Origin of the sequence: Dyella sp., from assembly GCF_036384435.1 — a bacterium.
Classification (GTDB): Bacteria; Pseudomonadota; Gammaproteobacteria; order Xanthomonadales; family Rhodanobacteraceae; genus GSA-30.
Window position 1 is genome coordinate 45,968 of the sequence record NZ_DASVMI010000166.1, and the last position, 18,159, is coordinate 64,126.

Genomic DNA, 18,159 nt, shown 5'->3' on the forward strand with positions numbered 1-18,159 from the left:
CCGTGACGGATCAGGCCAGACCAAATCGGCGAACCAGTCGTTGAATCAACGAGCGCTCCGGGGGCAGACTGCGAGCACGTTCCTGCGTCGCCACCTGAGTCTGCACCTCGATCAGGCCTGATGCTTGCAACCCCCAAAGGCAAGCGGAAACAGTCGCGATGGAGAGACCGCTATCGGCAGCCATCGCCGATGGTGTTGCTGGACCTTTACGCATGACGCGGATGAGTCGAAGCGGGTCAAGCAGATGGGGAGATGTCCCCAAGTCTGGCCAGGACCGCAGGCTATAGAGCGCATACGGATAGATGGGAAGTCTGTCGACACGATGAAGCGCACCTTCCATGTAGAACGCATCCAAGCTGGTACTGAATTCGCCAGGTGGGCGCATATGGCCACGCACAGGACGAAATTCCCAGTCTGATCGAAACAGGCGATCACGCGCGCTCAATTGATCGCTGAAGCTGACGCTGACGACGCGTCCCCGACTTGGCAACAGCCATAACGATCGACCATTGACCACAGCATGCAGATCGACCTTCCGGAGCGTCGGGTCTTTACCCAGGCGCACGATCGCAGGCAAGGCCTCGGTATCCACTGGCGGCGCACGCCGAGCGGATGTCGCCATGCAGAGCTGACTCTCCAGCGCCCTCATCAAGCGCACCACCCTGGCATCTTGACTGCTTTCCAGAAAAAAACAGGACTGTGAGCTAGCGCCAGATTCCGTGCCCTGCATACCAATCACCGCCATGCCTCCATGCACGGCGCTTTGCCAGACCAATTTGCCGTAACTATCGCGAGGATCAAGCACCACCACATCATTGAGTCCACCGTCCCACCGTCGCAAGTTTACCGGCAGTCCTTCGATCCACAACGCCTTGCACGCAGCAACGAGCGCCGCCTCATCCTGTCCGGAAAGCGCGGCGTAACTGACATCGATTTTTTCCATGGCGACATTCCGGACTTTATTCATTCCAAGACGATGAAGGAACGACGCGTTCACTCGATGAACAGGAGCATCAAGCAACTGGGCCTTCTCGCTATCTTGTGCTTTCAACCGAACACCCGAGCCGAACGCCCGAGTAAAGATCGTGACTGGCTAACCGATGAACACAGGATGCAACGCGGCGGTAGTTACACGATTCCGCGGACTTCCACAAATGCAAATCACCGGAGAAAGCCTGATGCCAGTTGTATGTCCTATCAGGAAAAGTCGACACTTTTCTCAAACGCTTTAAGCTCGTGGCGCGCCATGCCAAGATTGGATTTCGCACGATCCAATATCAGGTAAAAAAATAGATGATGGTTCGATTCCAAGGGCCGCAAGAGATGGTACTGCCTGCCCAAGCTGATCAGAATATCTTCGATCGCGTCATTGAGATTCAGTGCCGAAGCCACCTTGCGCTTTGCCCGAATAACCTCAGTATTGCCTGCGCCAGCTACTTCAAGATCGACACTTGCGCCATCTTGCGCAAGCAGCATCCCACTCTCGCTATCCACTAGCGCGGACGCCACGTAGCCGGCGATATCACGCAACGCTTCAAGACTGATTCTTGCCATATATTCCACTCCTTCATTTCTATCGGCATGCAAGCGGCCGGCCGCATGACCTTCAAGCAGGCAAAATCGCGCTACAACATCATTTCTTCAAGCACAGCGCAACATTTGGATGAAAGATCCAGGGCTTGCCGCAATGTCGTTGCAAGCACCTGACTTCCATCGGCACCGCATGACAAGCAGTAAGTCGCCCGAGCAGTGGCTACTTTGACGATGACTATGACGCCATCGCGCAAAGCTATAAGGCCATAGCTCCCAGAACTTCCCATGGTCTTATTGGCGAACGCGTCACCTAGTGCGAAGTAGGAACTGGTAAACGCACATAACTGCTGCGTAGAACCATCCTCCGGCGCGCCGGCGGAAGCCAGGAGATGGCCGTCCAATGTACCAAGACACGCAAAGCGCATGGATGAATGCGCTTCAAGCATCTTCACCAGTAGCTTAGTGCAATATGTTTTAGCCACTGTTAGGGCATGCTCGGCTTGGGAGTCCCCTGACGCATCCCGACCCGAAAGATCAGCAACAGTTCGCACACTCTTTCATCCAGATCGCGCTGCGTGAGCAAAGTTTACAAGCGACCTCAGCCTCAACAATTGACATGATGGACCTTGTCATTTGACTTGGCGGGTCCAACGTCGCAATTAAAAATCTAAATTTATCGCAAGCGCTTCAACTCGATAAACAGCAAGGACATCGACCGGCGCCAACTTGAAACGACGCTGTTCAATTGGCCGATACACATGTAACGTGTGCTACGCCTGGGAAGAACACCTATCAACAAAAACAACGCACAATCAAGCCATACGCCCGAGAATGCAAGAATTCACGGCGCTCGGCGTGCGCACTCCCCCTCCGAAGTGACTCATTCCCTCAAGATCAAGCAGGGCAATGTGATGGAACGAAACCGCAACAAAAGCACGCCCGTGCCGACCACCTCAGCGGCGTGGGTGCAGTCCACGCTAAATGCGCTCCGCCAACTTGGCATTGACGTCGACACCCTGGCCAAGAACGCGGGCATCGAACGCGACATGCTCAAGAATCCAGCATCTCGATGGCATACCGATAAGCTGAGCCACCTATGGATGCTTGCTTCCGAACACCTTTATCCGAGTTGGATGGCGCGAATTTACTCCCGAGAAGTCGAACCTATCCAGTACGGCGTCATCGGTTATGTGATGCTTTCCAGCCCGGACGCACTCACTGGATTCAGGCGCCTGGTCGACTACCTGGCTCTCATCAGTAACGCATCCATCCTGAAGCTACACGAGGAGGGGCGATTCTTTCGGCTTGAAAGCGAGCTTATAGGCAAGCATCTTCCGATTCCAAGGCAACGTTACGAGTACAACCTTCTTACCTTGTTCAAGATGGGCAAATGGCTGTACGGCGATGCCTTCGCCCCCATAGAAGTCACTACCCGATTTGGCAAACCGACTTACGTCGAAGATTTTCATGCCGTCTTTCGATGTCCCATTCACTTTGACCATTCGTACAATTCGATCCTTTACTCCAAGGACGCTTTCAAGATGCACCCGAGGCTGCCTATGCCTGAAATGGCGGGTGTACACATCAAGATTGCCGATCACATGCTCAGACAGAGCTTCGCTGGCTATTTTCCGATGGACGTGGAGACAGCGATTGAAGCCTGCATATCCCGGGGATTCATCTCGCGCGACCGCGTGGCGGCCGATCTACTGCTGAGCGAGCGAACTTTCAAGCGGCGCTTGAATGCCCATCAAATCCGATATACGGAAGTAGTCGATCAGGTGCGTCGGCGGATGGCTTTGCACCTGTTGGCCGACACTCAGCTTTCATTGAGCGAGATCGGTGAGCGTCTGGCCTATAGCGACCCAAGTACGTTCACACGCGCCTTTACTCGATGGATGGGCGTACCACCAAGCACCTTTCGCTCTGGCTCATCAGGTGGTCCACTTGATATCGAGTAAGGACGACAAAAGCACGGCAGCGATGCGGAGATACCCTAGTGCGCGCGCTTGAAATAAGCAGACTTCATCACCGCCATTCCGTTTTGCCCCGGATAAACTGCCGTCTCGACGAGATTATTACCATCGGGCGTGACCGAATAAATACGTGTGGACACAAGCGTGCCATCTTTATGAAGCGCCATGACCAGAACGTTCGGCGCAGGTTGCTTGAGTTGCACGTGGTCAGCCTCAGGGCTGCGATCGATCTGGGCAGAACTGCCATCCAAGGAAGCAATCGCCACGGAATGAACTTCCTGACCGGGTGCGTAGACGATATCCACATGCACGTTCCATCTTCCTGCGCCGGCATCGTCAAATGAAAACTTCACGCTCTTTGGACGTTGATCTGGCGGCATCGGAAGGCGCGACGTATCGAGTAACCAGCTACCCAGAAGCAGGGACTCACCTGCGTGAGGGGAGGAAACGCCTATCGTGCTTGCCGATGCCGATGTGGCCATCCATAGGGTCATCGCCAGGCCCGCGAATTTTGCAATCAAGTTCATCTCTCCCGTCGATAACTGATGACTTGCACGGAACTTTCGCAAGCTGGTTTGCACGATCATGCCTACAACAGCTTTTCGCTTGCGCGACCAGGCACCTGGTTTTATAGGTTTAAGGATATACCAGATGCCGACCCTCTCGGACAATACACACTGCTTCGTAAGTCCAAACCGAGCGATCGGTAAGTGATACGGATGTCAGGCGCAGCAGGAGGTTGCGATCCGACGAGTGAGGCATACCAACAGGACGTGTCAAAAGCCTCGGTCCTGCCGGGTTTCTTTCTATGGCAGGTCACGTCATGGCTTGGCTTGGCTTGGCTTGGCTTGGCTTGGCAGCCATGATGCAATTGCCCTCCCCTCGCGCCACCGCTTGCCTATGCTCCGGTCACGCACCGCCTATCGACTGTCCCAGTCTCCGACCGGGCCATTGCCAACACCGGCCTGTCCCTGGAGAAGCTGAGCGTGCGCCATCTCGTCACGTACCCACGCGAGGTATTCCGGATGTGGCATGGCGCATCATGGCAGTCTTCAACAATCAGATACGCCCCTTTCGTTCGCGACCTGGGCTACACCAGCAAGACCTCTCACGCAAAAGCTACGCGCACACTCAACTGGACACGCTGCGCTCCACGGGAAGCCATCATCGCGGCAGCGCAAAGCATCATAGAAAGCGGCTTGGCAATATAGCCGCCGTCTAGCCGTCTTCTCTCACGGAAGTATCTACCTAAGTCAGGCCGACAAGCCGTAACATCACTTGGCACCACCCTGGCATGAGCGAATCAGCAAGAAGCCGATAGCGATGGCATCTCCAGGGAAGAAGAATGCACACAACACTGCCACGCCTCAGCGCCAGTAAATGCCAGGGACGACAACCGTCGCAAATAGCTGCGACATCAAAATCCTGCCTGATTCTCTCCGCTGGGTGACGACCGGATCAGCCATAAATTCGCCGCGCCTCAGATCTGATCCTGCATTATCGTGCACGGTGTCGCCGCCAGGGCTTCCAGGTAGCGATCCATGGGGCACGCCATATCCATCAACGCAGGTTTTCCTACAGAGAACACGTGATGTCGAATAATCCGCTAAGCCTGAATACCGACCAGCTCGCCCAACGCTTCAGGGATCTACAAGAACCCGATCAAGCGGGATGGAACGACAAGAACAAACAAGCGCTTTATTTTACTTCCGCCGGTAGCGAATACCGGCTTTGGTATCCCGAATGGCGACCGACGGCCGGCCCCATTCCCCAGGAAGCCGTTACCCGTTACCTCGCAGCGCTCGACGAAGCCGAAGATTGGGTCAATGCCAACCTCACCGGCAGCGCACAGGCCGAACAACTCGTCAGGATTGCGGCAGCGCGCAATGAGCTATCCAGCGGCACCGATTTTCCCATACTCCAGATCAAGACGACCATCGACCACATCCGTGGTGGCGCCCTGGACGACCATGCCGCGGTGCAGATCGACGTGTTCTGGTCGGAAGCTTTGCAGACCTGGCTCCCTGCCGATATACAGATGGGTTTTACATGGGCGACAGCGACACAGGAAGTGCCGCCGAATTTGATGCAGCGGCTTCCGTTGCCGCCGCCATTCCCGATGCTCATCCGCAGCGTCCTGAAGAAGATACCCGTGGTGGGCTGGGTGATTCAATTAGTAGACATCACGCGGACGGCCATACGCGTCTGGAACGTCGTGGTATCGATCATTGCCAAGATGAGCGACGACGGCGGAAGGCTCTACTTTCCCACGGTTGTCAGCGAAGCCGTTGCCCGCATCCTGCAGAGCATCAACCCAAGTACCAGCGCACAGGAAGGCACGCTGACTACGCCTGATTTGATGCGCCTGAAGCGGCAATGGGTGGCGACCTATGAAGCATCCGTTTATCAAAGCGGCGGATCGTACCGCTACTTCGTCAGCCAGATTCCATACACCTATAATGATGGATCGTCCGATTACTACTCGGTGACGCTGCCGGACTTGATCTACCTGCCCGGCGGCGCAGGAACCTTGCTCAGCTTCAAGATGACGCTGGACGGCGAAAAGGTCTTTGCCGCGATCACCCTGTTGCTCTCGTCGGACGGTGCGCTCCAGATGGCATCGGGCACGTCGCAATTCAGCAATGGTGACACCTATACCGCAGAGCAGACATGGGTATCGCCCACGGAAAACGCGAGCCAGATTCTGTATTCGGTGGCGCAGACGCTGTTCAATGAAGACAACGTGCCCATGACTGGCCCGCGTGCGGGCGAAATAGCCATGAAGCAGGTTCTGTTCGATTACATGACGAGTCTTGTCAGCAGCCATCGGGCACTTTCCGTGTCTTCCGCCAATCCCTTCAGCGCGCTGCCGCCCCTGCCTTCGGTAAATTTCGGCAGTGCGACATCCATCAACACCGACAAGAAACGCCCTGCCGTCTACGTCGCCAGCTCTGGATACGGTGTGACGGTTTGTGTTGACACCTCCGGCGGGGATGCCTTGTACGAGGCCTCCATCTCGACATCGTCGACCGCCATAAGCGTCTACTCGAGGCAGACCAGCGCCTATCAGGGTGGACAGGATCCTGCCCTGTCGTCATCCAATGGCAGCACGATTGTTGAAGTCCACGGCGGCAACGGCAACAACAAACTCTATGACAACCTGATCAAGCTATCGGGAAGCTCGGTGACACTACCGGACGACGGCTCGCAGTACGACAAGGGTGAGAACCCGGCAGTCGCCGTGGTGGGCTCTTATGCCTATGAGTTCCATCGCGACCAGAATGCGGGAAGCACCACGCTGTACTACGAAGTCGGCAGCATTTCGAGCGACAGTATCGATTGGGGCAGTTCATCGAATTATGGCTCGGGCGACAATGTGTTCGCCTGCCCATGTCCTGGAAAATCCAATCTCGTGATAGCCCACGATCGTGGCGGCACGATCTACACCAGGAACGCCACCGTCTCCGGGAAGAGCATCAGCTTTACAAACGAAGCGGCACTTGGTGAAGGCGAAGTCCCCGCAGTGGCTGTATTGAGCAACAACTTCGTCTTGGTTTTCCATCAAGGCACGGGCGACTCCGATTCCACGCTTTGCGCAAGCATCGGGCTCTGGTCGACATCTTCCATCCAATGGATCGTCACAGGCGTCCGCGCATTCGCGGGTACCCATCCCGGCGCCTCGCGGCGTGCGGACGACACGACGGTCGTTGTTTATGAGAGTGGGGACGACATTTCAGGCAGAGTTGCCAGCCTGTCGATACCCGCTGGCTTCGTTTGACTGAATTACTTGGCCGTGGATTTCGGGCACTCAACGCGCCCGGAATCTATTTCATGAGCGATTGCGAAAGAGTTCATGGGACTGGCAGTAGTCATCCAGGGCTTCCACGGTTGCCTGCGAACTGGCCAACGCAACCCACGTGTCTGGCCGCAACAGGTACAAGGCATCGCGTTCGAAGCCTGCTTCGGCGTGGGCGCTCGTCCATGGGAATACATGCACGGCGATCCCGCGAACTGCGGCCCAGCGTTCGACATCAGACCGCCGCTCGCCATAAATATGAATCTGCCAGCTCAGGATCGTCAGCGTATCGTAGTTGTCCTGTCCTTCGGTCCTCACCCATGGCAATCGCTCACCGCCGCTGATGTGGCCCGCCTTACCCACGCTCAACGGGCTATCGGCATAGGCCAGGGATGTCTGCGAGACGATGCGGAACAGTAGTTCACGAGCGGAACGCACCTTATATATGGCGCTGGCGACCATCGGCATGACGTAAGACCGCATGACGTCTGCAAAGCCACCCTCGGCGGTCATCAGAGTAAATACCCGATCCGTGGTTTTGACCAGTTCGCGCGCAAAGGCCTGGCGCTCGATAGCATAGCTTTCGAGCAGGCGCTCAGAAGCTTGCCCGTCAAGAACGGCAGCAAACTTCCACGCCAGATTAATAGCATCGAGGATACCCGTATTCATACCCTGCCCGCCCGCCGGGCTGTGGACGTGCGCGGCATCGCCCATCAGGAACACGCGTCCCTCGCGGAAACGATCCGCGACACGGTGATGCACACGGTAGTGGGAGAACCAATGAACCTGGTCGACCACGACGCCCAGGCTGTTGATGGCATCCTTTCCAACATCCTCGAAAGTCAAACTTGCGCCCTGAACCAGGCGATCGTCGCGTACCGTGCCGATCAAACGCGCCTCGCCTTGGTCGCCATAAGATAGGACCGCTACGAAATCCCCGCCATCAAGCGCGATATGAGCCTCGCCACCCCTTTTCATATCTGATAATTGAACATCGGCGACATAGAAGACCTGGCGATACGTCCCACCTTCGAAGCCGATGTTCAACTGCTTACGAACCGTAGAGCTCGCGCCGTCGCATGCCGAAAGGAAGTGAGATTCGACGATCTCTTCCGTACCATCTTGACGGCGCAGCGTCGCTTCGATGCGGTCCCCATGATCGAGAAAAGAAACCAGTTCCGTCTGGCGTTCAACGCTGATACCAAGGGTCTGAAGCTTGTCGACTAGCGTACGCTCATGAAAATCCTGCGGGTAAAGCAAGATAAACGGATAGGGAGACACATCGCTTCCGGCCTCCTGAAAGGCCAGGCGGGCGCGATGCTCGCCCCGGGCCCAGATATTCATCGCTGGATTGCGATGGCCGGCCGCCACCACGGTTTCGCTCAACCCTAATTGGCGGTAAAGCTCCAGAGTGCGGGCCTGCACGGCCACAGCGCGGGACGTTGTGCCGGGCTCCGCCGTGCGATCGATGATACGCACCGCAATCCCCTGTGCGGTCAACCACAGCGCGTGAGCAAGCCCGGTAGGACCGGCTCCGACGATCAGGACAGGATTCATACCGCGCTCCAGAGATAGAGGACTATTGGTGATCTCGCTCCTGTAGATGGCATGCAAGAAACCGTTGCCAGAAGCCATCGGCAAGCATCTTCTCGATCGGATGGGGCATCGTATGCACTGAAATCCGTTCGACCGGGCAGATGCGAGGAAGGCAACAAGTGGCGCACATCCGCAGTCAAGCCACCGTCAACTCAATTCAGGGCATTCCCTATTGCCCGGCCGCATCATTAGGGCTGCAATGGCTTGGCGACATGGCCAACTCATATCGGTGCCGCGGGCATTGGGCGCTCACAGCAAGCGTCCACCTCAGGCATGACTTGGTGTAGGTACAGATCAACGAAGCCGGAAAGGTGAGGAACATGACTGACTATTGTTTGCGCATCGCGTCGCGATGCATCGTAGCTGCGTGCGCGCTATTGCCGTTTACGGCGATGGCACAAAATACCTTTGTCCCGCCCTTGAAAGCGGGCACACCCACCTCCTCGACTACACTGGACCAGCTGTACTACCTGCAACCCCATAACACCTATGCACATGGCAAGGACTTCACCGGATGGCTCGATACGGGCTATCGCGCTGTCGAAATCGACGTGATCGACCGGGGCGACTGGGAAAAGGACAGTCGCGGCCCGTATGTGGCCCACGATCTCAATCCCATGAAGGCCAACTGTGGGACAGCCCAGGAGACGCGCCTCAAGGATTGCTTCGATGCCATTCTCGGCTGGATGGCAAGCCATCCGAACGACACCACACCGCTGCTGGTCTTTGTCGACATGAAGGCAAGCTGGGATCCGGCCAGTGCCTGGAAAAGCGATGAAGTAGGCATGCTGGACCAGTACATCAGCAAAGCAATTCCCGCCGCCAATATCTACACATATACGGATCTGATCGGATATATCTCTGGCGCACCGGGCGCTTCGCCTCGCCTCAGACTGAAAAATCGCGGATGGCCCGCCATCGGTGCCCTGAATCGCAAGGTCATCGTGATGCTCACAGGCGGGCACATCGGCTCGGTCAACCAGAACATGAACGGTGGCCGCCAATGGCTCGCCTTGCAGGGAAAACGTCAAACCACCTTCTTCTGCGCTGATGTCGATGCCGGCGATCCCAGCGAAATAACCACCAAGATCGACGGCATGAGCGAAGCCGACTCAGGATATTTCTTCTGTGCCAACGTGAAGGCCGGCGACCACGATGAGCAAGTACTCAACCGATCGGCCGAATATCGGCAGCTTCTGCATCTATGGGGCAGCTCCGGCGATTTCAGCAACAAGGACTATGCATATGCCTATATCGGCGTCGCCCACGGCGTGGGTGCCCTTGGCATGGATGTCGATGAAAGCCTGACAAGCACGACCTACTTCACGCCCAGCTGGATCGGCAGCCTGCCGTTCGTGGGAGTTCGTCGCAGCCTTCCCGGCTACTTCATGATGCCCACCGAAATGAGCCAACAGGCCGGATGTGTCGATATCAAAGGAGGCTCGTACGGCAACGGCAAGGAAATCATCCAGTGGACCTGCACGAACGGCGCCAACAACCAGCAATTCGTGTATACCGCCGAAGGACAGCTTCGTCCTAAGGGTAACAACAAGTATTGCCTGGACATCAAAGGTGGCGCCGCAGGACAAGGCAAGGAGATGAACCTGTGGGACTGCGATGGTGGACGGTCGGAGAAATGGTACATCACATCCGACGGCCTCATGGCTAATCACGACAAAAACCAGGCGTATTGCATGGATGTGTATGGGGCATCACCGGCCAACGGCACACCGATGAAGCTATGGCAGTGCGATAGCAACGATCGCGCCCAGCGGCTTGATTTCCGCCAGGTACCGGACTGGTATCCCACCGACTTCTGATGTGCTTGACATGAGTCTCCGGGACCGCCATCGGTCCCGGAGATTGCCTTGAGTATCATTAATCGACGTGGGTTTCATCACGTATCTGACGCGGATCTGGCAGAACGCGGCAAACAGGAAGTCAGCCTAGTCCGTGCGATTGAATACCCAAGACCTTGCGCCTACGATCGGCCGTGGATCGTTGTCAAGGAAGGGGCATGAACGATGGATCGCGCAATAATTTCGATGCACTGAGACTGATCGGCGCCTTGCTGGTCCTGATCAGCCACCAGTTCGCCCTGTCCGGGCGCTGGGAGCCCCGATGGGTCGGCGACCACTCGTTTGGCAACCTGGGCGTACTCATCTTTTTTTCCATCAGCGGCTATCTGGTCACATCCAGCTGGCTGAAAGACCCAAACGTTCTGCGCTTCGCCGCTCGTCGCACCTTGCGAATGGGGCCGGCCCTTTGCGTGTCCATCCCGGTGACTGTGTTAGTGATTGCAGCACTCGGGTTGCAAGGGTTTCCGGAAAATCCCAGGCACCTTACCAACGGCTCTCTCTGGACGATCCCCTATGAGGTCTACTGCTACGCCCTGCTGCTCACGGCCGGAGTCACGACAAGGCGCCCTTCACTCGTGCTTGCCCTTGGCATCTTCGGCTACTTCGCGTTCTCAGGCTTGCAGCTCGGAGAGAGCATCCTGGCCTACTTCGGCTTGTACTTCGCGGCAGGAAGCCTGTTACGAACCTACCCTTTCCTGCGCGGCCCCCTGTTGACGTTGTTGTTCCTGATCACGGGTTGTGCGCTTGTCCTCCTGGATCAAACCAAACTCGGTCTCGCTTTCATCGTTGCGCCGTTGACGATTGCCATCGGGCTGCGGTCGTGGATCGGCCTCCGAGATGTCTCAAGCATCGGCGATCTATCCTATGGCATCTATATCTATGCATGGCCGGTGCAGCAGATCGAGGTGGCTCTCATGGGCCGCCAAACACCCTATCTTGAACTGCTATCCATAACCCTTGCCGTGACGCTTCTCCTGGCTGCAGCTTCCTGGCACCTGGTAGAAAAGAATGCGTTGCGTCTCAAGCCCCACTCGCCGCCAGGAAAAGCTCAGGCAGACAGTGCAAACGTGGCTCCAGAAAGATAGCGATGCGCCAAACTTAATGGATCTACCGATTTCCAACATGGCCAGTCCGGCAAACAGGAATACCCCAAAGCCGTTGCCACATCATTCGCGGGCGGCTTGGCCTCGCACTGCACTCTTGAAGGCGGCTGAAAGCGTGGTCAGTGCATCGCGCTGACGGCCAGCCTTGGCTCTGGAATGAAGCAGAACAGGCAAGCAAGGTAGATCGGGAAGCCCGAGTTTAGCGCCTACCTCAAGGGCGCCCAATGGAAGCATCCGGGGGGCCAGCGCAGCAACGCCCAGACCTGCCATGACGGCTGCCACTACCGTGGCGACACCGCCGCCGACAAAAACCTCCGTCCAGGGCACGGATGCTTCGTCCAGAAGCTTCCCGGCCAGCGCACGTACACCACAGGGCTCGGCAAGCGTGGCCACGGGCAGCGGCTCGCCTGTACGACGACGCCAGAGCGGCGACGCGAACCAACCGAATTTCTCTTCAGCCAGAACCTCCCCGTCACTTCGTCCGGCGTGCAGGCGCACGATCACCGCATCGAGTTCTCGCCGATCGAAGCATTGAAGCAAATCGCCGGATGATCCGATTCGGATTTCGATCAATAGCTGCGAATCTTGAGCGTTCATGCGCGCAATCAACGCCGGTAGCTCCGGCCCCGCCACGTGATCACTGATACCAATGGCCAGACGCTGCCGGGCCGCGCCCAAGGCAGCTAGCGCACGACTATGCACCTCCATCAGCTCGCGAGCGCGTTCGAGAAAGACTGCTCCCTGCGTTGAAAGCTCCACGTACCTCGGCGTCCGTTCGACGAGGCGGAAACCAAGCCGGTCTTCGAGTCGCTTCAGCTTCAAGCTGATGGCAGCCTGCGTGGTATGCATGGCCTCGGCGGCACGCGTGAAACTGCCCAGCTCCACGATATGAATGAACGCATCGACAGCGTCCAGGTCGAGATGAGGTTCCATGATTTCCAAATCTTATCGCAGATATAAGCAGCGATATCATAAAAACATGGATAGGATAAATCCATGCCCCACGAGAAGGAACCGCCATGCCACTTGTCCACATCTCAATGCGCCATGGAAAGTCAGATGCCTATCGGAAGGCAATCATCGGCAACATTCACCGCGCCATGCACGAAACATTCGACGTCCCCGAAGACAATGGATTCATGACTCTTACCGAGCACGATGCCACGAACTTTCGCTTCAGCGCATCCTATCTTGGCATTGCTCGGACAGAGGACGTCGTGTTTATTCAGATCACCGCCAATGACACCCGCACCGCCGAACAGAAAAAAGCCCTGTTCCAGCGAATTGCACAGTTACTCAGCGAACATCCTGGCCTCAGGCCAGAGGACGTGTTCGTGAATCTGATCGAAGTCAGGAAAGAGAATTGGTCACTCGGCAACGGCCTCGCGCAATATGCTTGAGGCCTGACCATGACGACGACAATGGTTGCGACGGGAGGCTAGGCGTACAGGTTATGAAGATGGCGATCGCTACCCGCAAGTCTCCCAGCGTGGCCGATTCCCAGCGTTAAAGCGCACGACTGAAACCAATCAGCACCGTAGTTCCGTGGCTACCATCCACCAGCGGGCTATGACTGATCTTGTCTGGTAGCTCGGTATATTTGGCGTTGATCAGCAGCGTCCATTTATCACCGATCGGCCGCACGACACCGATGCCCGCTTGCGGAATCAGCGAACCGCCGGGTACATAGCCAGGTACGCCGCGGCGCCGCTCATCCGAATGGATACCGTAGTAATAGTCCGCCACCTTGGAGGACAGAAAAACAGCGCCAACATTCGGGGTAATCGTGAAGCCTGCCCAATGCATGCGGTAACCATATTCCAGCGAATATTCAGCACCCTCGCTGTTGCCTGAGATATCGGTCTTGGCCACAGCCCGCAACTGTCCGAAGCGACCCGTCCACGACGCCGCGAAGCCGGCATCAATGCTGCGATCACGATCGTCCAGGTCGTTCCGGTTGATACCGCGGCGCGCGAGATCGGCACGGCTGAAATCGTTGGCGTCGACATTGTTGAAGCCTGTTGTAACGATCGCATCGATGGCAACGCCATCCGACTTCAGCAGGTGCACACCTGCGGTGATGCCCTGGATAAAGAAGCGATCTCCCTGATACACGACCAAGGGAAACGGCGTGATCTTCGATCCCTGGCCCACATAGGCGTTATCCGAGGCCGCGACTCCCAAGCCAAGCTGCCAATGCGAAGTATTAACCGGAGTGGTCGGGTCATCCGACGACGACGCCGACTGAGCCCACACGCTTGCTGGCATCAACAGCGCAAGAAGCAACGAACATGACTTTTTCATCAGATGGCATTCCCTGGTCGAGCACAATGGATGTTTTACAGACGCGTGCCGTTGGCGGCTTAGTCGCCCCGACGACCGCTTCGAATCATCACCAGCATGTCCAGCAGTGGCGCGGTGATCCCCTCATCGATCAATTGCCGTGCCGTCTTGCCGCCCAGCTCTTGAATGGGATCGCCACTGAACCAGGCCAGCACCTTGTCCGCGTCCGGCTCGATACCTCTGGCCACAGAAAGCACGACCGCCTGGTCCCATTCGATCCGGGCACTTGACGTACCCCGAGCCGAGACGCGCGGCTTGGCGAAAGCCGGAGCGCTGATCGGGTCTTGCTTGCGCCAACGGAGGATGTTGCGAAAGGTTGCTGCCATGGGGGCCGTTCATGCGTCAGGACAGATGCCGCATGCTGCCAAACACTTGTGTCCCAGATTTGTCTCGGGAAATGCGTTGCCGCAACAATGTTTCTATCCGGAAACATGTGCTTCTCCACACGCATTGCGCTATAACGGCGGGCGTCTGATGGGAGCCATTCGGGGGATGCGGTGCCTAATATCCTGGTCGTCGATGACGATGAAGAGCTTCTGGCTCTGATCAAGAAATTCCTGGAGCGATACGACTACGACATCGACGTGGCCGTTTCCGGCACCGAAATGGACGCCGCCATGGCGAACAAGGCATTTGACGCGCTGATCCTGGATGTCATGTTGCCAGGCGAAGACGGCCTCAGTCTATGCAAACGGGTACGCGCCGCATCGAGTAGCCAGCCCATCATCATGTTGACGGCAGTCACCGAAACCACCGATCGTATCGTCGGCCTGGAACTCGGCGCCGATGACTACCTGGCCAAGCCCTTCGATGCCCGCGAACTACTCGCGCGCATTCGCGCACTGCTACGCCGAAGCATGCAGCATCGGCATGCTGCGGCAGACAAGCATCCCGGCTTATTGTTTGGGAGCTGGCGACTGGACCTGGCAAAACGCGAACTGCGCTCCACAGACATGACCTTGATACCGCTGTCCAGCGGCGAATTCGAGGTGCTGCTAGCCTTCCTCGAACACCCCCAACGCTTGCTTACACGCGAGCAATTAATTGATTACGCCCGGGGCTCCGCTCATGAGGTATTCGATCGCAGCATCGATGTCCAAATCAGCCGCATCCGGCGCAAGATTGAAACGGACACGCGCAATCCAGAAATAATACGCACCGTACGCAACGCCGGTTACATCTTCACCATGCCGGTTGAATCCACGCCATGAAGCGGCGACATCTGTTCGATAGCATCGCGTGGTGGTTCGCACTAAACGTCGCCAGCGCGATCATCATCACCATGCTGATGAACTTCGCCTTCGCGCAGCTTGCCGGTGTATGGGCACAGCCGCCCCTGGAAAACACTGAGCTGATTCAACAGGTAGTCGGCATGACTCGGGCCATGGACCAGACGCCGAGAAGCGAGCGCCAGCAACTCGCCCAGCGACTGGCATCACCTGCGTTCAGCGCTCAGTGGTATCCCCAGCGGGATCAGGTGCCGATGTCCAATGACAGCCATCGCCGGGGGCAAGACCTCGCCTGGATGAAAAAAGTGACTGGCATGCTGGACCGCCCCGACGCCATCGTCATGGCCTCGGCCCCGCACGTTGCCTACCGCGACGGAACACCAGCCTCGGACCGATACGCCATCGCCATAGAGCTATCCGATCACAGTTGGGTGCAGTTCGATACCGCCCGCCGCAGTTGGGGCCTGAACCATAACTCCCGTACCCTGCTGACCGCTCTATTTGTTCTACTATCGAGCGGCTTCATCGCCAGTGTGGCAAGCCGCTACCTCGCGCGCCCCGTGCAGCGTTTTGCCAGAGCCGCCGAGGCCTTCGGCGCCAGCGCTCCGACAGAACCGTTGCCGCTAGGCGGCCCATTGGAAATTCGCGAAGCCGCTGCCGCCTTCAACGCCATGCAGGAACGCATACAACAGTTGATCGAAGCCCGCACGGAAATGATAACGGCGATCTCCCACGACCTGCGAGCACCGCTGACACGCATGCGCATGCGCGGCGAGTTCATTGAAGACAGCGAGCAGCAGCGAAAGCTCTTTCGAGATGTAGACGAGATGCAGGCCATGCTCGAGGCAAGCCTGGCTCTCTTTCGCCTGGACTGTACGCAAGAGGACATGACGCGCTTTGAACTGAGCGAACTGATTCACACCGTGATAGACGACTTCCGCGACATGGGCCAACCAGTCGCACCGAGCAACCTCATGCCACTGGTGTATCAGGGGCGCCCCTTGGCCCTGAAACGCGTGCTGACCAACTTGATAGAAAACGCCGTGAAATATGGCAGTTCTGCGCGTGTATCGCTGAGCACACAGCACAACCAGGTGATCATCACGGTCGACGACGACGGCCCCGGCGTGCCTCCCACGTTGCTTCCCAAGCTTTTCCTGCCATTCTTCCGACTCGAAACCTCACGCAATCGAGCCACGGGCGGCTTTGGATTGGGCCTGCCTTCGGCCCGATCCATCATTCGCAGCCATGGCGGAGAGCTTAGGCTGGAAAATAGGCAGCCACATGGGTTGCGTGCGATCGTGATGCTGCCGAAATCCTAGCTGGACTTGGCAACAAGAAGCTTTGCTGCCCGCAAAAAAAAGCTCTTTCGTATCCGCTCCGTGTCGGAAGCGGTTCGCTCATCGTCTCTGCGGAACGCAACCCCATCCGTCGTAGTCCGCCCCAAACAGCTGAGCTACGCATCCCATGAATCCTGACACGGACAAGATCAGGTTCTGCTGGACGGGCATATGGATGGAAGCACTGACGCTGTACTCTCCGTCGTGCGACTGCACAACGGCAACAGCAAAGTGATGATCGTTCAAGAATCCAGCGACGATATCCGCTTTTTCCTTGGCGTCTGCCCGGAACTTAAAGTCGACATTCCGGGAAATGCTGAAGTCGTCCCCATGATGATCCAACGTTCTCAATACATCAGTGTCCGCATCTGAGCCTTCCATCAAGAGTTTGACAACTGACATCCAGCAGCTCCCTTTTCCAATCGATGAACCGCTATTTGGCCGCTTGTTAACGCGCTGTATTTAGGCCGTAGGCGGATGTTCTGTGATTATAGTCAGTGGTGTTCCGCACAACACATCCGGGCGCAGGCAATCTGCCCAGGGCTTACCGGAATCCGCACCTTACTTCAGTAATACGACTTTAGCAGACTGTTGAGAAACCCCTATTGTCAAGCCGCGCGGTCGATTTTGTTAATCGAAAACTCCCAGTACTGGCACCGACTGGACGTACGTTTCCTCATGTCGGCGAAGGATTCCACCACTGGCCGATACCGCCCAGCCGGATCAGGTTATAAGCGGCAAAGTTCCAGTGTACCCACGCGCTGACCTTCGCCATCCCGACCGCAGCAACTTGCGCAGATCACCGACAGTCTTGGTCCAACCGAAGCACTGCTCGATACGTTTGCGCACCTTCAAACTCATGGCGTAGCCCTTGCCACGCGCCGTACGCGCATCAATCGCGCAGCGCCGGTCGCCGCTGGTGTTGCGAGCGATGTGTGCCTTGACGCCACGCATGGCCAGTTGCTCGACGAGCTCCTGCACGTCGTAACCCTTGTCAGCGCCCAGCGTGGTGCCGGGTGACAGGTGCCCATCGACCAAGACCAACGCGCCATCGCGTTCACCGCTGCCGCTGGCATGGCGCACATCCACGCCCACCAGCAGGCCGTTGCGGTTTTCCATCAGCGCATTGGCCAGATACGTCAGGCGCGCCTGCTGGCCGTTGCCCTTGCGGGCCAGGCGAGCGTCCGGATCGGTGGTCGAGGCGTGTGACGTCCTCCCGCTAAACAGGTCCGCTCAGAACAAAAAAATTCGGCGACACTTCGGCCCCAAGGAGGCCCGTCGCCATGAAGAAGTCAAAGTTCACCGAAGAGCAGATCGCGTTCGCACTGAAACAGGCGGAGATGGGCACCCTCGTTGAGGACGTGTGCCGCAAGATGGGTATCTC

Annotated in this window: 17 protein-coding genes; 8 read left to right on the forward strand and 9 right to left on the reverse strand. The window is 57.2% G+C overall.

Annotated elements, in window-relative coordinates; genetic code table 11:
* Positions 1 to 10: 10 nt before the first annotated feature.
* Together VF436_RS17245 and VF436_RS17250 are read right to left on the reverse strand one after the other, a co-directional pair.
* Positions 11 to 1,051, reverse strand: coding sequence for a hypothetical protein (locus VF436_RS17245; protein WP_330905270.1), 1,041 nt, complete (start codon positions 1,049 to 1,051; stop codon positions 11 to 13).
* A 146-nt stretch (positions 1,052 to 1,197) separates the two neighbouring features.
* Positions 1,198 to 1,554 (reverse strand): roadblock/LC7 domain-containing protein, encoded by a 357-nt coding sequence (locus VF436_RS17250; protein ID WP_330905271.1) that lies wholly within the window; start codon positions 1,552 to 1,554, stop codon positions 1,198 to 1,200.
* Positions 1,555 to 2,444: 890 nt separating this feature from the next.
* On the opposite strand from VF436_RS17250, the gene VF436_RS17255 reads away from it, so the two are divergent.
* Positions 2,445 to 3,494, forward strand: coding sequence for an AraC family transcriptional regulator (locus tag VF436_RS17255; RefSeq protein WP_330905272.1), 1,050 nt, complete (start codon positions 2,445 to 2,447; stop codon positions 3,492 to 3,494).
* 35 nt (positions 3,495 to 3,529) lie between these two features.
* On the opposite strand, the gene VF436_RS17260 is transcribed toward VF436_RS17255, so the two are convergent.
* Entirely contained in the window at positions 3,530 to 4,096 is a 567-nt protein-coding gene (locus tag VF436_RS17260) for a hypothetical protein (RefSeq protein WP_330905273.1), read from the reverse strand.
* 1,004 nt (positions 4,097 to 5,100) lie between these two features.
* Between VF436_RS17260 and VF436_RS17265 the strand changes: the two genes are divergently transcribed.
* Positions 5,101 to 7,287, forward strand: a complete 2,187-nt coding sequence (locus VF436_RS17265) for a hypothetical protein (RefSeq protein ID WP_330905274.1) — start codon at positions 5,101 to 5,103, stop codon at positions 7,285 to 7,287.
* Between the two features lie 51 nt (positions 7,288 to 7,338).
* Here VF436_RS17265 and VF436_RS17270 read toward each other — a convergent pair whose 3' ends face one another.
* Complete coding sequence (locus VF436_RS17270; protein ID WP_330905275.1) at positions 7,339 to 8,940, reverse strand: FAD-dependent monooxygenase; 1,602 nt, start codon at positions 8,938 to 8,940, stop codon at positions 7,339 to 7,341.
* A gap of 281 nt (positions 8,941 to 9,221) precedes the next feature.
* Between VF436_RS17270 and VF436_RS17275 the strand changes: the two genes are divergently transcribed.
* A complete protein-coding gene (locus VF436_RS17275) occupies positions 9,222 to 10,721 on the forward strand; it encodes a ricin-type beta-trefoil lectin domain protein (protein ID WP_330905276.1) in 1,500 nt (499 codons plus the stop codon).
* A gap of 197 nt (positions 10,722 to 10,918) precedes the next feature.
* The gene (locus tag VF436_RS17280; protein WP_330905277.1) at positions 10,919 to 11,845 is read left to right on the forward strand and encodes an acyltransferase; all 927 of its coding nucleotides are present in this window, start codon (positions 10,919 to 10,921) and stop codon (positions 11,843 to 11,845) included.
* A gap of 81 nt (positions 11,846 to 11,926) precedes the next feature.
* Here the strand turns inward: VF436_RS17280 and VF436_RS17285 are convergent, their stop codons facing one another.
* On the reverse strand, positions 11,927 to 12,796 hold the full coding sequence (locus VF436_RS17285) for a LysR family transcriptional regulator (RefSeq protein WP_330905278.1): 870 nt from the start codon (positions 12,794 to 12,796) through the stop codon (positions 11,927 to 11,929).
* Between the two features lie 86 nt (positions 12,797 to 12,882).
* Here VF436_RS17285 and VF436_RS17290 point away from each other — a divergent pair, with 86 nt between their 5' ends.
* A complete protein-coding gene (locus tag VF436_RS17290; protein WP_330905279.1) occupies positions 12,883 to 13,263 on the forward strand; it encodes a tautomerase family protein in 381 nt (126 codons plus the stop codon).
* Positions 13,264 to 13,369: 106 nt separating this feature from the next.
* On the opposite strand, the gene VF436_RS17295 is transcribed toward VF436_RS17290, so the two are convergent.
* Both VF436_RS17295 and VF436_RS17300 read right to left on the reverse strand, forming a co-directional pair.
* Complete coding sequence (locus VF436_RS17295) at positions 13,370 to 14,167, reverse strand: MipA/OmpV family protein (protein ID WP_330905280.1); 798 nt, start codon at positions 14,165 to 14,167, stop codon at positions 13,370 to 13,372.
* A gap of 59 nt (positions 14,168 to 14,226) precedes the next feature.
* Positions 14,227 to 14,532: a hypothetical protein gene (locus VF436_RS17300; protein ID WP_330905281.1), complete on the reverse strand. Its 306-nt coding sequence runs from the start codon at positions 14,530 to 14,532 to the stop codon at positions 14,227 to 14,229.
* Positions 14,533 to 14,703: 171 nt separating this feature from the next.
* Between VF436_RS17300 and VF436_RS17305 the strand changes: the two genes are divergently transcribed.
* A complete protein-coding gene (locus VF436_RS17305; RefSeq protein ID WP_330905282.1) occupies positions 14,704 to 15,417 on the forward strand; it encodes a response regulator in 714 nt (237 codons plus the stop codon).
* On the forward strand, positions 15,414 to 16,757 hold the full coding sequence (locus tag VF436_RS17310) for an ATP-binding protein (protein ID WP_330905283.1): 1,344 nt from the start codon (positions 15,414 to 15,416) through the stop codon (positions 16,755 to 16,757). Before VF436_RS17305 ends, VF436_RS17310 begins: the two co-directional genes overlap by 4 nt.
* 78 nt (positions 16,758 to 16,835) lie before the next feature.
* On the opposite strand, the gene VF436_RS21750 is transcribed toward VF436_RS17310, so the two are convergent.
* The gene (locus VF436_RS21750) at positions 16,836 to 17,177 is read right to left on the reverse strand and encodes a ribonuclease E inhibitor RraB (protein WP_414649876.1); all 342 of its coding nucleotides are present in this window, start codon (positions 17,175 to 17,177) and stop codon (positions 16,836 to 16,838) included.
* A 321-nt stretch (positions 17,178 to 17,498) separates the two neighbouring features.
* Positions 17,499 to 18,002, reverse strand: coding sequence for a transposase (locus tag VF436_RS17320; protein WP_422653417.1), 504 nt, complete (start codon positions 18,000 to 18,002; stop codon positions 17,499 to 17,501).
* A gap of 56 nt (positions 18,003 to 18,058) precedes the next feature.
* Here VF436_RS17320 and VF436_RS17325 point away from each other — a divergent pair.
* Positions 18,059 to 18,159 (forward strand): transposase (locus VF436_RS17325; protein ID WP_330905289.1); only part of this gene is annotated, 101 nt, incomplete at its 3' end.